This is a genomic window from Wolbachia endosymbiont (group A) of Nomada flava, from assembly GCF_964027055.1.
GTDB classification, from domain to species: Bacteria; Pseudomonadota; Alphaproteobacteria; order Rickettsiales; family Anaplasmataceae; genus Wolbachia; species Wolbachia pipientis.
This window is the reverse complement of the sequence record NZ_OZ034725.1, coordinates 144,841-158,620: the sequence shown is the minus strand read 5'-3', so window position 1 is coordinate 158,620 and position 13,780 is coordinate 144,841. Positions and strand designations below refer to the sequence as shown.

The window sequence follows — 13,780 nt, the reverse complement described above, 5'->3', positions numbered from 1 at the left end:
GAAATAGAAATGAAAAAATTTTTAGAAGGCTTATTGATCTGGTTAGTAATTATTGTTCTTATTTCAGTTGCTTATATTCAGTTCAGCGGAAATGTAGGTAAAAGTAAAACAATTATACCTTTTTCGGAATTTTTAACTAGACTAGAAGACAATGATGTAGAAAATATTGTCATAAAAAACCAGAGCATTGAGGGCAAGTTTAGGGACGGTTTAAGTTTCAATTCAAGCGGTGTCATATATAGCGACCTAATAAAAAATTTACATGATAGAAAAGTGAGATTCTCCTTTTCAACTGGAGATTCTGTCATGAACGTAATTGGTGGATTATTTATCTCATGGGTCCCAACATTTATCTTTATTGGCTTCTTGCTATTCTTTCTTAAACAAACACAAGCGGGAGGCAACAGAACTATAAGCTTTGGCAAGTCAAGGGCTAGACTCATGACTAGTGGAAAAAAAGTAACATTTGATGATGTTGCCGGAATTGATGAAGCAAAAGAAGAGCTAGTAGAAATCGTTGATTTTCTTAAACAAAGGCAAAAATTTCAAATATTAGGTGGAAAAATACCAAAAGGGTGCCTTTTGATTGGCTCTCCTGGAACTGGTAAAACTTTACTTGCTCGTGCAATTGCAGGAGAAGCTAATGTGCCATTCTTTAGTATTTCTGGATCTGATTTTGTTGAAATGTTTGTGGGTGTTGGTGCAAGTCGTGTTCGTGATATGTTTGATCAAGGCAAGAAAAATGCTCCTTGTATAATTTTTATAGATGAAATAGATGCGGTGGGTAGACAGCGTGGCATTGGCCTTGGTGGCGGCAACGACGAAAGAGAGCAAACATTAAATCAGTTATTAGTTGAGATGGATGGCTTTGAGTCTAATGAAGGTGTAATAATAATTGCTGCGACTAACCGTCCGGATGTCTTAGATTCAGCACTGCTTAGACCTGGTCGTTTTGACCGACAGATTACTATTTCTTTACCCGATATAAATGGGCGTGAGAAAATATTAAATACGCATATAAAGAAAATATCAATAGCCCCTGATGTAAATGTGAAAACAGTTGCAAGAGGAACACCAGGCTTTTCTGGAGCTGATTTAGCAAATTTAGTGAACGAATCTGCGCTTATTGCTGCAAGAAGAAACAAGAAGATTGTTACCATGGACGATTTTGAATATGCACGTGATAAAGTGATGATGGGCGTAGAAAGGCGATCTCTCATTATGACAGAAGAGGAAAAGAGACTGACTGCATACCATGAAGCTGGTCATGCAGTAGTTGCTATCAACATGCCTGCCTCTGACCCGATACACAAAGCAACTATTATTCCAAGGGGTAGAGCCCTAGGTTTAGTGATGAGACTACCAGAAACAGATAGAGTGTCCCTCACAAGAGAAAAGATGCTAGCAGATATAACTGTTGCAATGGGTGGACGTGTGACAGAAGAGCTAATTTTTGGCTATGATAAAGTCACAAGCGGTGCATCTTCGGATATAAAACAAGCATCAGATTTATCACGTTCTATGGTAACAAAATGGGGAATGAGCGACAAAATAGGTCCGATCTATCACAATCGCGAACAAACCATGCATGGTTCTGACATAATTTCTGAAGATACGTTAAAACTTATAGATGAAGAAGTGAAGAAAGTTGTGTCTTCTTGCTATGAAAAAGCAAAAGAGATTTTGACCAAGCATAAGAAAGGCTTAGATCTCATTGCCGAAAATCTACTGGAGTTTGAAACTTTAACAGGAGATGAAATAAAGGACATATTAAATGGAAAAAAAATTGTTAGAGAGGAAAATGAGAAGAATGAGAAAATAAAAAAATCCTCTCTCTATGAGAGTTGACCTCATCTTAAAAATGCTAATCAGCTAACGCTGCAATAAAACATTCAGAATTGTAACTGTCAATATAAATTGTATTAAAATATTCATAATATTGCATTTTCATCACAATAATGCTATCATTCAGTTAGTATTAATGTTTAATGAGGCGTGAGTAATGATTGATATAGCTTCTATTGGTGTAAGTACAGTTATTGATCAGAATTATAGAAGAAAAGCACAATTATGTTTATCAGGATTATTTGTAACTGTGTCAATAGCAACTGTTACCTGGTTTATTTTCCCTGCGTCACAAAATGTATTAGCTCCGTTTTTACTTCCGGCTATGTTCTTGCTCTTCACTTTATCGATGGGTTATTACATGTTCATATTTAGTTGTGAAGAAAAATCTTTGGTAAAGAATGTTCTTGGTATGGTTGAACCGGCTGAATCGGTAAAGAGAGTGCATTGCCAAGAAAATATTAAGTCCTTATTAGCAGAAGTGAGAAGTACTACGAAAGATAGGTTTCGCAACGTGCTTGTTAATCTTTGTTTTGAAGATCGTAGTAAAGCACACAAACTTGCATTATATGTGAAAGAAATTGACGATATTGTGTCTTCAATAAAAAATAAAGACCTCTTAGACCATTTTGATCAATTTTTTACTATTACTGAAGTAAGCAATAAAAAAAATAGAAGTGAATTAATGAACCTCGCAAGGGCATATAAGATGATAAGTGAAGAAGATCCAGACAAAATACAGGATTTTTTAGCTACTCAAACAAAAAGTTATTCATATGAAATAATGTTACCTGAAATTGATAATTTTCTATCACAAGCTAGGTGATTTTATCAATAATTTCATTGTGTACGTGATTATCATTTTTTGTTTCAATTCCAGTGATAACACTGCACCTAACGGGCTCTTTTATGGCTATTTCCTGAAATCCTTTTCTGACCTTATTGTAAAAATTAACATCCATTTCTTCATATTTATTCTTGTCTTTTGCTCTATTTAACCCAACTTTAACATCAATATCTAGAATGAATGTAATATCTGGATATTTAATTTCCACTAGCTTATGTAAGTCCCTTATTAGCCCTAAGTCAACTCCAAACCCATATCCTTGATATGCAATAGTTGAATCAATAAACCGATCACAAATCACTATTTTTCCTTCTGCAAGAGCTGGTAATATTAATTTTTTCATATGTTCGCGCCTCATCGAGATAAGTAGCAAGAGTTCAGAAATAGAATCAATATTATTCGTTAACAATACTCCTCTTACCTTCTCTGCAAAGTTAGTGCCACCTGGTTCTCGAGTCAATACCACATTATTTTCGCCGCGAATTTGCTTAAAATGATTTGCAAGTAGCTTAGATTGTGTTGTTTTACCAGAGCCGTCTATTCCTTCGAAAGTTATGAACATAAGTTTTATAATTATAATACTAAAAAAGAATATGCAAACAGTATACATAGAAACCGTTTGACATTTAAATAATAAGACCGTAAATTACATGTGGTATAATAATAGTCTATGGTTGCTCTGAATACTCCTAAAGTCGATTTTAGTTTTACTGCAAAAGATTTTAATCTTTTGGGGGTGGATAATAAACACTATACATTAAGTGACTGTTGTGGAAAAAATGGTCTTATTATAATATTTATATGCAATCACTGCCCTTACGTTCAGTCAATTATTAGCAATCTGGTAAGCGATGTTGATCAATTGAAAAAAGATTATCAGGTGAATACCGTTGCAATAATGCCAAATGATGTAAATGAATATCCAGAAGATTCCTTTGAAAATATGATTAATTTTGCCAAGGAAAATAAGTTTACATTTCCATATTTAATTGATAGTACACAGAAAATAGCTAAAGAATACGGGGCTGTTTGCACTCCTGACTTTTTTGGCTTTAATTCCAATTTAAACCTTTGCTATCGCGGACGTTTTAACGATGCAAAAAAAGAAAAGGTTCAAAGCTATGAAGTAGGAAGTAGTGACTTATTTCAAGCTATGAAATTTATTGCAGAAACTGGTAATTCTCCAATTGACCAAAAATCAAGTATTGGCTGCTCAATTAAATGGTCTAATTCTACAGGTTAAATATCATGCACAGTGGCTCTCAGCATTTGTTTGATATTATAATTTTACTTTCTGCTGCTGTGTTTATAGTCATAGCGTTTTGGAAAATGAATATTAGCCCAGTGCTTGGTTACTTTGTTGCAGGTGCAGTTATTGGTTCTCATGGGTTTAATCTGATACACTCAGCTGAGGTAATGGATAATCTTGCAGAATTTGGTGTAGTTTTTCTATTATTCATTATAGGCCTTGAATTGACATTTGAACGCCTGATCGCTATGCGTATTCATGTATTTGGGTTCGGTTCTCTTCAAGTTATAGTTACTATGGTAGCAATATGGTGCATCGCTCTTGCTTTCGGAGTGAATATGAATATAGCAACAGTTATTGGTGGTGGGCTTGCGCTATCCTCAACAGCAATAGTGTTGCAGGTTCTGCAAGAAAAAGGTTCTCGAGCAAGTCAGGTTGGTAGGTTGTCGATAGCAGTACTATTAATGCAAGATTTTGCAGTGGTACCATTAATAGTATTGGTACCTTTACTTGCTGGCAATTCTGAGCACAGCCTGATAAGCTCATTGGCAGGCTCATTAGTGCAAGCAGCTATTGCATTAGTGCTGATATTTATAACTGGTAGATTATTACTTAGACCTTTATTTTCGGTTATTGCTAAAATGGAAAGTAATGAGGTCTTTATATCAACAACGCTTTTAATAGTATTAGGAGCAGCATTTATTACTGAGCAATTTCATTTATCGTTAGCATTAGGTGCATTTGTCGCTGGATTGTTAGTTGCAGAAACAGAATATAGACACTCAGTGGAGCACGCGGTATTACCATTTAAAGATTTGTTTCTTGGCTTATTTTTCATGACTGTTGGTATGTCCATCAATACCGAACTTTTACTCAATAAGTTACCACTAATTACTTTATTATCGATTATCCTTATCGTTTTAAAAACATCTATCATATATATATTGTGTAGATTTTTTGGGTTTAAGAGTGCACCTGCTATACAAGCTGGGTTACTGCTTTCACAAGGCGGTGAATTTGCATTTATTTTATTTCGCTTAGCAGATGAGCTAAATGTGCTACCAAGTGAAATCGCTCAAGTACTTATGATGGTAACTACAGTAACCATGGCTTTCACTCCTCTTTTATCAGGGCTTGGAGATTGGATAGCAAACTCATTTAGCACTGAGAAAACAATATTAGATGATGAAGCTGTTGAAACAGATACACAAGATCTTTATAACCATGTAATAGTTGCTGGATTTGGCAGAGTGGGATATATGGTAACAAAAATGCTTACGGCAGAGCATTTGAGTTACGTTGTTGTAGATATTCAATCGAAAATAGTCAAAGAAGGAAAAAGTGATAGTTTTCCTATATATCTTGGAGATGTTACAAGATGTGAAATTTTAAAATCAGTAGGAATAGAAAGAGCTCAAGCTCTCGTTATTTCAATAAAGAATGAAGTTACTATAAAGAAAGTTGTTTCTTTAGTTGCTGCAAGTTTTCCGCATGTAAATATTGTAATACGCTTACCAGATCTGAGTAATGTGGAGGTTTATAGAGATCTAGGAGCTAGTAAAATTATTCCTGAAACATCTGAGATAGGATTGCAGCTAGGTGGAGCTGCACTGAGCCTCAGTGGTATTAGCGAAAGTGGAGTTACGTCTTTAAAAAGTAGATTTAGAAAAGGCAATTATAGTATGTTAAAAGACCTTGGTAGTGATAAAGATGAATGACTGCTTTTCTAATTTTATGTACAGAAAGCTTCAAGCTTTATTGAGGTCAGATGCATGGCTAATGCTGAAACAAAAATTCCAGTGCTCCCTTTCTTGTCATCCCAGTGCGTGACACTGGGATCCAGATTGGGCACTAAGTTGGTAAACACGAAAGCGCTTTACAACGTTTTTGATGGAACTGTGCAAAAGGACTGGATGCCAGTGTCACGCACTGGCATGACACCCATTTGTTCCTATAGTTGTCTTTTTTCGTCTACCTTATTTTGCCACCCTGCTGAACAGATACATTGAGGTTTTGCCTATAGTAAATCACGCACATAATCAACCAAGTTAAGGAAAGTGCAAACCAAGTGATTGCATATTCCAAATGCTTCATTGGCTGTATAGCTACTTTGCTGCCAAAATTGTTCGGCCACAATACACACTTCTCTAGCTTAATACCTAACTCATTGGAAATTTCTTCTGTACTCAGGGTAAACCATGTATTCGAAGCAGTATCGTTCTTGATAAACCAATTTTTGCTTTTATTGCTATCGCAATATAAAATTCCATCTGCAACTACTTTTTCAATTTTTACTTTTTTCTCCTTTTTTTCTTTTTCTCTGACTATTCCTTTATTCACCAACATGTAACGTCCAGTGGTAAGCAACATAGGAGACAGCACATGATAGCCGTGTTGCCCTGCAAAAACATATAGTTCTATGTCACTTAGAATCCCATCAATCTTGACGTGTCTGTAGTTAAGTTGTGCAAGATCATCATTGGGCAACAGATGAACAACAGGAAGACTCATATTTTTGATAATATTATTCTTCCAGTTCAATCTGAATACTTGCCATAATCCCAATAAAAAAAGGAGCAAGCAAGGTACAATTAAAATAAATACTATTTTTTTTAACACCCTATATTTGTGTTCTTAAATAGTTTTCAACACCCATTAGTTCAATAAAGTCAATCTGCTTCTCAATCCAATGGAAGTGCTCTTCTTCATTTTTTAGCATCTCTTCTAATAATATTATACTAACAAAATCCTTTTCTTTCTCAGCAATAGAAATCGTTTCTTTGATATCCTTAATACCTTTTCCCTCTAATTTCAAATTAGCTTCTAAGATTTTCCGTATTGTGTCTTTTGTAAACTTTCCATCATACTTTGATATTTCATTTGTATCTTGAAAATTTGGTATACCTTTAAGCAATAAAATCCTTTCTGCCAACTTGTTCGCATGTTCAAGTTCTTCGTTAAGCTCATTTTTTACCTTTTCTGCAAGTCTATTAATTCCATTGTTTTTGAGAACCGCAAAATGCAAAAGATACTGGCGTACAGAAGTCAGCTCATTGGTCAATAATTTGTTCAAATGTTTTACTATCTCTTCATTCATAATCTTCCCTGAGTTCAATTTATCAGCATAATTTACATGATAATGATAGTTATAGCAACTCATTTAATAGTTCCTTTGATAACAACCGTATTAAATAGCATGTCGTGGTATGTCTGTTTTTTCTTAGAGAAGCAAGCAACTAGATACCAATAGAGGGTGAGCAGCACTATAATTACTTTCAATGCACTCAAGACATTCACTAATACCTCCTGATCTTGCAAAAATTCAGTAAGGACAACTACTACACTGTTTAACAAAGGAAGAAAAAACTGGGAAGTGCTTCTGTCAAAAGCTAAATTCAAGTCTATTTTAGAATCATCTAAATTGATAGTATATATATTCATCAACTGTTGACCTGGAGTTGCTTGGGCCTTTGAAGATATAAAATATGTGAAGTAACTACAATTTACACACATGTATGATAGATGTAAGATCAACGGAGAATCCTCTAATAGCAGTATAATTAATAAAGTTGGAATTAATAAAATTGCTACATCTATTAAATATGCGCAAAGGCGCCTTTGTATACTGGCAATCTCTGTCATTACCTATCTTCTAAATACTTTATTATAAAATCTGTAAGTTTATCAAAATGTTGAAAACATAACAAATCTTCATAACCGCTTATTGATTGACCGTATATAATAGGTAAACAATTGGCATTTTGTGCACACAGAACATCTGTGATGCTATCACCAACGAAAAACACATTTTCTCTATTTATAGGTAACGTACTCTCTTCTAGTGCAAATAGCAGTGGGGTTGCAGATGGTTTATCTTCTGCAGTATCGCATGACCCAACTACTCTTTCAAAGTAAGAATCTAGTTTAAAATAGGCAACTTCTTTACGTAAATTAGTATTTTTCTTATTACTTACTATTGCTAGATAAATATTGTGGCTTTTCAGTGTCTGCAACATTTTCTCTACTCCTTGATTCAGAGCAATGTTTTGCAATAGTGCATCATCTAAATATTGTTGGTATATCTGATTTGCTTTTTTCCACTGATCGCCAAATAAATTGACCATATAGCTCTTTCTCGACTCATGGGAATTTCTATCGGCAGCTTTATTACTATACCCCATTGAGTTTATGGTATGCTTAATAGCATTAAAAATGTTATCTTGAGTGTCAACTAAGGTATTATCCCAATCGAATACTACTGCTAATGGGCTGTTTTTCATTTCTATATTGTTATATATTTTAAATTAATAAGTAAATAACATTTTAATAAAAAAAATATAAATAGAACGCTCTACCACAAGTTATGTTAACTGTTTTTTATATAATTAGCTAATATACTGGTTATATGATATGTTTTAATAGGTAACAGGTATGGCCCGGGCATCTAAAGAAAGTGTTGAAAAAAAGTTTAAAGATGTTTTTGAACGTTCTCCAGGTGCTTTTCCAGAAGGCACCTCATTAGAAGAGAAGGTTAATTATATTGCAAAAGGAACCAAGGCTCTAAAAGCTGTAAAAAGTAAGGAGCTTGAGAACAAAATGAAAAACGTTGCAGAATTGAGTCAGAAATTTGAAAGTCAAAAAGGACGTGCAGATGAAAAAGTACGTCAAGATTTTGAAAGAATTGCTGAGCTTGACCAACAATATAAAGGGAAGGGCATCTTCACAAGTGAAAAAGTTGCAGAATCAAAAAATGACAAAAAATTTCAAGAAGCAGCTAACACTCTTAGAGAAACTACAGCAGAAGGTAAAAGCGTTGAACAGAGTGGACAAAAAAAGACTTCTGAAGCTTCTGTGCAAACAGATACACAGCCACCAGAGCACGATTCACAAATCGTTAATCCTTCAGTGAGCAAGAGTTCTGTAAAAGAGAAGCTCAACACTGAGCCGAACAAAAAAGATAACACGCCTCAACCACAAGAAAATCAAAAAGAAGAAGGGTTTTTGAGTCTTCTGAAGCGCTTTGTTAAGAAAATATTAGAAAAACTTTTAGGTGAAGGTGAAAAGGATGTAGAGAATGCTCGTGGCATAAAAGAAGATGCTCAAAGAGATACGTCAAATAACGAAGAGCAACAAAAGAGTAAGCACTTTGATAAAATTTTAGATCAGGACCAAAGCATAAGCAAGGGCTTAGGGCAAGCAACACAACTTGAAAACCCAACAATAACACCTGTTAATACTCCTAAAGTAAATACAGGTCGTGAAAGGTGATCCGCTTTCAAGCTTCATTATACCGCCACGAACCATCATACCGCCGCGGTATCTCATCCGCTAACAAGTAGCGGGATGACGATTGTCAGGGTGTCATCCCAGTGTCCCTATGATGTCATCCCAGTGCCCTGACTACTCGGATCTAGCAAGCTTTGCTTGCAAATAAGTCTAATACGCGTCGCGTTTTATGCCAAAACACAATTGGAGTTACATGCAAAATAGATCCCAGTGTCAGCTACTCGGATGACAAAAAAAGGAGCACTGGGATGACACCATTTGTTGTATTTACAAAGTTCGTACTTAGCTTCATGTTAGCTATAAACATTAAGAAATTTACCAAGCGAAAAAAAAGGCAAAAGAAGCCCCAGCTAATATCTATTTTAGAACATTGGCGTTTTTTAAGTCTTAAACACTGCAATTTAGCTGCTTTTAAATGCAACTCACCTTAGTTTAAATGTTTAAGAAATTTACTAAGCAGAAAAAAAGGCAAAAGAAACCCCGTGTTAGCTAGTTGTCACTCCCTAATCCTGCAAATTGGCGTACTATACTGTCTTAAACGACTTATAAGCGCGTTTCAGCTTGTGTAGGTAAAAACCTAGAAATATTGTGAAGACATAAGGTGCACATAGTGCAAAAAATTAAAAATAAGACGCCAACTACGTTGTTTTCTTGCTGTTTAATCTGCACAGATGAAGATAACTGAATACCTTCAGTTTCATGATAAGGGGGCTGGCGGAGCTTGTCAAGTAAGCTTTTCGTTTCTGACAGCTGTTAACGTGCTGCCAAAAGCTATGCAAAAAGTCTATTGACAGGTGATTAAACTATAATGTAGCCTATCGCCATATATCCTGGGGTGGGTTGTTGTGAGGCTTTTTCACTTTTTATTCTTATTAATGTGTTTTTCTCTGTATTACTATGCGGGTTTTATATTTTCGCCCTGCCCAAAAGCTACGATTTGCTTTTCACCTGGAGAAGATTGTGCTGTGCCGATAATCAGCGTAATAGATCAGTCTAAAAAATCTATCCTAGTTCAAGAATACACATTTACTCTTGAAACAATTGCAAAATCTTTGATCAATGCTAAAGAACGTGGCGTTGATGTTAAAGTCATCTTAGATAAATCGCAACTCTACTCAAAATATAGTGTTATAAATGAATTATTTTCAGGTGGAGTACCAGTTTGGATCGATGATAAGCCAAAAATTGCTCATAATAAGATAATGATTGTTGATAATCAAAAAGTTATCACAGGGTCGTTTAACCTGAGTAAGACAGCTAAAAAAGGAAATGCTGAAAATTTATTAATTATTACAGATTATCCTGAATTGATTCAGCAGTATGTGAAAAACTGGGAGGCACGAATGTCACAGTCTTATAAATATGCTCCCAACTAATCAAAAGCACTTGCTTAAAATCAGTTCTAAAAACAGCAAGAGAGAGCTTTTTTGATTGACTGGCATAATGATTATGATATAATAAACCAAAAGTTTAAGGAATAAAGTAATGGATTATACAAATGATGCTGCCGGTAGCTACACTGCCGTTCATGATTTTTTTCAAAACAATGGTGTTGGAGATTACAAAGTTCAATGCAGTTATGGTGGGGTACCGTATGCTACTGATGAGTACGTGCATTCTGGCGATAAATTTTGGAGTAATAATTTTATAGACTCACATTTTGGAAGGGAAATAAAAATGTATCCTCGAAGTGAACTTTTAGCTAAAGAATATGCTGGAAGTACGCTGCCAGTTTCAATATCACTAGATAAGGATTTAATAAAAATAAAGGAATGTCAGAAAAAAACGAAATTTGTGGAACTAGAAAGGGAGTCAGGCAATTTAGTGTATGATAAGCAACAGCATGTAAAGTGTTACACAACGAAGCTATCATATGATGATGTGCATATTTACAATAACGATAAAGTTTCAACATTTAGCATAAAATACGACGTGCCAAATGATCCGAAATACAGTTTAAATATAACATTTACAAAGGTTAATGATAATAAATCAGGATTTTGGCAAAAATTTAAAAACATGTTTTAACGTGACCATTCACTGGTTTTTACTCAATCAACCAACAACAGTTAATATCAAATTTTTATAATTAAAAAATATGCTATTTTTTAAAACTTTCATTCTCCTTGACTCTGTCAACTTCACAAAACAACTCTTGGACCAAATGTATCTGGCATAACACCTTTTGGTAACTTGCTACTTCTTTTTTTTCCGCATCTCCGACAACGGCCATTGATATTCCACTACATAAGGCTTGATTTTTGGTAGATCAACTTTTTTATGAATAATACTATGCTTCTCCTTAAGTTGACCATTTCCCCTAAACGCTATTAGCTTCCTTAAAACTTACATTAATGCCTATTTTGCCTAAACTGAAGCGTCTTTTCCAATTTTTTCTAGCATCAACTCAGCAGCTTTTTGTTCAGCAATCTTTTTACTAGAAGCACATGCAGAAACTTTACCATAATCTCCTATGCAAACTGATATAGTAAATTCAGGATTGTGCGCTGGTCCAGTTTGTTTTACAAGCTCATACTCTGGTAAAGGCAATTTGTTTTTCTGAGTCCACTCTTGCAGTGAGGTTTTAGGATCTTGAGGGGGGTCAAGCATGCCTTTAGCTAACTTTTCCCAATATTGGATAATAAATTTTTCAACATTTTCAAGCCCGCCATCAATATAAATTGCACCTATTAGTGCTTCAAGCGAGTTTTCTAAATTTTTTAAGTTACACCTCCCTCCATTGCAGCGTTCACTATTATTCATGATGATAAAGCTGCCTAATTTTATTTCTTTAGCAACATTAGCAATGGTGTTGCCACAAACTAAATCCGTCTTTCTTTTTGCCAATGCTCCTTCTTTTTCTTCAGGAAATAGTTTAAACAGTGTGGCAGATACGACCATATTCAAAACACTATCGCCCAAAAACTCTAGTCTTTCGTAGCTTACAATCTGGTTTTTGCTATTCCTTTTATTTACGCTTGGGTGAGTTAGTGCCTCTTCTAATATTGCATAATTTGTAAATTTATAATCAATGATCTTAGATATTGCATCATTCAAACTCTTCATACCCATTATTTAAAAGAATAACACTTCCTACCACACCTTTATACCAAAGAATTAGTTTTGTTTTATTAAAATAATACCAACAACTTCCAAAATATACAGTTTAATAGACTTCTTGCATAACCATTATTTGAATAATGATTCATCGATGTCATTCCGGCGTGTGACGCTGGACCAGTGTCGGCTACTTAGGTGACAGAGAAGATGTCTAATGTATACAACCCACCACCTCACTAATGTTACTAAATCCATCTCTCCTTATTAGTTCTGCAAGTTCTAGATTAATTTTGTTTACAACTTGAGGTCCGTGGTATATGAGAGCAGTGTACAACTGCACCAAAGAAGCTCCTGCCTTTATTTTTTTATATGCATCAGCACCACTTGAGATTCCTCCGCATCCTACCAACAATATTTTGCCCTTAGTAAGTTTGTATATATCGCTCAATAACTCGGTTGAAAGTTTAAACAGCGGTTTGCCACTCAACCCACCACTCTCGTTGTGGTGGGAATGTAAGTTATTCCGACTGATCGTAGTGTTGCTCACTGTTAATCCGTCAATCTTATATTCCAACACAAGCTCAGCGATATTTTCTTTCGTTTGCTGATCTATATCTGGTGAGATTTTTAATATTATTGGTATGGATTTAGAATTATCAATTGATTTCCGGGTTAGAGTTACGGATTTCAACAATTCCGATAATTCTTGCTTATTGTGCAGATTGCGTAAATTAGGCGTGTTTGGGGATGAGATGTTCAGCACTATATAATTGCTTTTTCCATATACTATCTTTATTAAGTCAACATAATCGCTGATTTGGTCCTTTGATGTACTGTTTTTTCCTATGTTGATGCCAAAAATGCAGTCATCAAGCTTGGTTTTATCTATTTGTTTAAGAAAGTAGTCTATTCCTTTATTGTTAAATCCCAATCTGTTAATTACCCCTTGATCTTTAATTAACCGAAAAATTCTTGATTTTTTGTTTCCATATTGTGGATTACGAGTTACAGTACCAGTTTCAATAAATCCAAAACCAAATGAAAGCATAGGCCTTATAACTTCTGCATTCTTGTCAAAACCTGCAGCCAGACCCACGGGGCTTCTGAGCTTATTACCAAAAAAATTCACACTCAAAGATTCTGGTAGCTCTATAGGTTTTCTATAAGGCATTTTCTTTAATGCCATAATTGCCAAAGAGTGAGCAACCTCGGGCGGTAGTAAAAACAATAAATCACGTAATATCATTTTGTAAAACACTTTGCTTATTTTTAGTTTATTTTTTACCATGAAACGCTATAAGAGTATAACCATAACTTGAAAAGAAATTGATTTTACTTATGAATAATTTTCTCTATAGGTTACACACTTAAAGCTACTGTTGAATTGAGCAACTTTTACAAGATATAGAAAATGAAAGAGGCCGGGACCGGAATTGAACCGGTATAAAAGGATTTGCAGTCCTCTGCATAAGCCATTCTGCCACCCAGCCGTT

General features: G+C 34.8%; 15 protein-coding genes, 1 tRNA gene and 1 pseudogene. 8 read left to right on the top strand and 9 right to left on the bottom strand.

What is annotated here, in order from left to right; translation table 11 throughout:
* The first annotated feature begins 9 nt into the window (after positions 1-9).
* Together ftsH and AAGD70_RS00845 are read left to right on the top strand one after the other, a co-directional pair.
* A complete protein-coding gene (ftsH, locus tag AAGD70_RS00850; protein ID WP_065095472.1) occupies positions 10-1,848 on the top strand; it encodes an ATP-dependent zinc metalloprotease FtsH in 1,839 nt (612 codons plus the stop codon).
* A 154-nt stretch (positions 1,849-2,002) separates the two neighbouring features.
* The gene (locus AAGD70_RS00845; protein WP_010081999.1) at positions 2,003-2,671 is read left to right on the top strand and encodes a hypothetical protein; all 669 of its coding nucleotides are present in this window, start codon (positions 2,003-2,005) and stop codon (positions 2,669-2,671) included.
* Here AAGD70_RS00845 and tmk read toward each other — a convergent pair.
* The gene (gene tmk / locus AAGD70_RS00840) at positions 2,664-3,254 is read right to left on the bottom strand and encodes a dTMP kinase (protein WP_010081998.1); all 591 of its coding nucleotides are present in this window, start codon (positions 3,252-3,254) and stop codon (positions 2,664-2,666) included. The genes AAGD70_RS00845 and tmk overlap by 8 nt on opposite strands.
* Positions 3,255-3,362: 108 nt before the next feature.
* Between tmk and AAGD70_RS00835 the strand changes: the two genes are divergently transcribed.
* Genes AAGD70_RS00835 through AAGD70_RS00825 form a run of 3 tightly spaced genes read left to right on the top strand, consistent with a single transcriptional unit; the run spans position 3,363 to position 5,950 of the window.
* Complete coding sequence (locus AAGD70_RS00835; protein WP_065094434.1) at positions 3,363-3,935, top strand: thioredoxin family protein; 573 nt, start codon at positions 3,363-3,365, stop codon at positions 3,933-3,935.
* A gap of 5 nt (positions 3,936-3,940) precedes the next feature.
* Positions 3,941-5,659, top strand: a complete 1,719-nt coding sequence (locus AAGD70_RS00830; protein ID WP_065094433.1) for a monovalent cation:proton antiporter-2 (CPA2) family protein — start codon at positions 3,941-3,943, stop codon at positions 5,657-5,659.
* Between the two features lie 54 nt (positions 5,660-5,713).
* A complete protein-coding gene (locus tag AAGD70_RS00825; RefSeq protein ID WP_156517982.1) occupies positions 5,714-5,950 on the top strand; it encodes a hypothetical protein in 237 nt (78 codons plus the stop codon).
* Here AAGD70_RS00825 and AAGD70_RS00820 read toward each other — a convergent pair.
* The 4 genes from AAGD70_RS00820 to AAGD70_RS00805 are packed head-to-tail and all read right to left on the bottom strand — an operon-like array spanning position 5,913 to position 8,221.
* Positions 5,913-6,560 (bottom strand): SURF1 family protein, encoded by a 648-nt coding sequence (locus tag AAGD70_RS00820; protein ID WP_065094432.1) that lies wholly within the window; start codon positions 6,558-6,560, stop codon positions 5,913-5,915. The two genes, AAGD70_RS00825 and AAGD70_RS00820, sit on opposite strands and share 38 nt — an antisense overlap.
* Before the next feature lies 1 nt (position 6,561).
* The gene (bfr, locus tag AAGD70_RS00815; RefSeq protein ID WP_065094446.1) at positions 6,562-7,038 is read right to left on the bottom strand and encodes a bacterioferritin; all 477 of its coding nucleotides are present in this window, start codon (positions 7,036-7,038) and stop codon (positions 6,562-6,564) included.
* 59 nt (positions 7,039-7,097) lie between these two features.
* Entirely contained in the window at positions 7,098-7,583 is a 486-nt protein-coding gene (locus AAGD70_RS00810) for an RDD family protein (RefSeq protein ID WP_065094431.1), read from the bottom strand.
* On the bottom strand, positions 7,583-8,221 hold the full coding sequence (locus AAGD70_RS00805; RefSeq protein WP_065094430.1) for an HAD family hydrolase: 639 nt from the start codon (positions 8,219-8,221) through the stop codon (positions 7,583-7,585). The genes AAGD70_RS00810 and AAGD70_RS00805 overlap by 1 nt, the downstream gene beginning before the upstream one ends.
* A 151-nt stretch (positions 8,222-8,372) precedes the next feature.
* Here AAGD70_RS00805 and AAGD70_RS00800 point away from each other — a divergent pair, with 151 nt between their 5' ends.
* The 3 genes from AAGD70_RS00800 to AAGD70_RS00790 all read left to right on the top strand — a co-directional run bounded on the left by AAGD70_RS00800 (position 8,373) and on the right by AAGD70_RS00790 (position 11,255).
* Complete coding sequence (locus AAGD70_RS00800) at positions 8,373-9,209, top strand: hypothetical protein (protein WP_065094429.1); 837 nt, start codon at positions 8,373-8,375, stop codon at positions 9,207-9,209.
* An 863-nt stretch (positions 9,210-10,072) separates the two neighbouring features.
* Complete coding sequence (locus AAGD70_RS00795) at positions 10,073-10,603, top strand: phospholipase D family protein (protein WP_065094428.1); 531 nt, start codon at positions 10,073-10,075, stop codon at positions 10,601-10,603.
* A 109-nt stretch (positions 10,604-10,712) separates the two neighbouring features.
* Positions 10,713-11,255 carry a hypothetical protein gene (locus AAGD70_RS00790; protein WP_065094427.1) on the top strand — a complete coding sequence of 181 codons (543 nt, stop codon included), beginning with the start codon at positions 10,713-10,715 and terminating at the stop codon, positions 11,253-11,255.
* 122 nt (positions 11,256-11,377) lie between these two features.
* On the opposite strand, the pseudogene AAGD70_RS07725 reads toward AAGD70_RS00790, so the two are convergent.
* The 4 genes and pseudogenes from AAGD70_RS07725 to AAGD70_RS00775 all read right to left on the bottom strand — a co-directional run.
* A pseudogene (locus tag AAGD70_RS07725) lies at positions 11,378-11,513 on the bottom strand (IS66 family transposase); the annotation flags it as partial.
* 81 nt (positions 11,514-11,594) lie between these two features.
* A complete protein-coding gene (gene rnc / locus AAGD70_RS00785) occupies positions 11,595-12,293 on the bottom strand; it encodes a ribonuclease III (RefSeq protein ID WP_065094445.1) in 699 nt (232 codons plus the stop codon).
* 205 nt (positions 12,294-12,498) lie between these two features.
* A complete protein-coding gene (locus AAGD70_RS00780) occupies positions 12,499-13,575 on the bottom strand; it encodes a quinone-dependent dihydroorotate dehydrogenase (RefSeq protein ID WP_065094426.1) in 1,077 nt (358 codons plus the stop codon).
* A 130-nt stretch (positions 13,576-13,705) separates the two neighbouring features.
* Positions 13,706-13,777: transfer RNA gene (locus tag AAGD70_RS00775), tRNA-Cys, on the bottom strand.
* Between the last annotated feature and the right edge of the window lie 3 nt (positions 13,778-13,780).

Coding starts and splice junctions, on each gene's coding strand:
- AAGD70_RS00845 (WP_010081999.1), top strand. CDS start 2,003: ATGATTGATATAGCTTCTATTGGTGTAAGTACAGTTATTGATCAGAAT.
- AAGD70_RS00805 (WP_065094430.1), bottom strand. CDS start 8,221: ATGAAAAACAGCCCATTAGCAGTAGTATTCGATTGGGATAATACCTTA.
- AAGD70_RS00810 (WP_065094431.1), bottom strand. CDS start 7,583: ATGACAGAGATTGCCAGTATACAAAGGCGCCTTTGCGCATATTTAATA.
- bfr (WP_065094446.1), bottom strand. CDS start 7,038: ATGAATGAAGAGATAGTAAAACATTTGAACAAATTATTGACCAATGAG.
- AAGD70_RS00830 (WP_065094433.1), top strand. CDS start 3,941: ATGCACAGTGGCTCTCAGCATTTGTTTGATATTATAATTTTACTTTCT.
- AAGD70_RS00835 (WP_065094434.1), top strand. CDS start 3,363: ATGGTTGCTCTGAATACTCCTAAAGTCGATTTTAGTTTTACTGCAAAA.
- ftsH (WP_065095472.1), top strand. CDS start 10: ATGAAAAAATTTTTAGAAGGCTTATTGATCTGGTTAGTAATTATTGTT.
- tmk (WP_010081998.1), bottom strand. CDS start 3,254: ATGTTCATAACTTTCGAAGGAATAGACGGCTCTGGTAAAACAACACAA.
- AAGD70_RS00790 (WP_065094427.1), top strand. CDS start 10,713: ATGGATTATACAAATGATGCTGCCGGTAGCTACACTGCCGTTCATGAT.
- rnc (WP_065094445.1), bottom strand. CDS start 12,293: ATGAAGAGTTTGAATGATGCAATATCTAAGATCATTGATTATAAATTT.
- AAGD70_RS00825 (WP_156517982.1), top strand. CDS start 5,714: ATGGCTAATGCTGAAACAAAAATTCCAGTGCTCCCTTTCTTGTCATCC.
- AAGD70_RS00800 (WP_065094429.1), top strand. CDS start 8,373: ATGGCCCGGGCATCTAAAGAAAGTGTTGAAAAAAAGTTTAAAGATGTT.
- AAGD70_RS00780 (WP_065094426.1), bottom strand. CDS start 13,575: ATGGTAAAAAATAAACTAAAAATAAGCAAAGTGTTTTACAAAATGATA.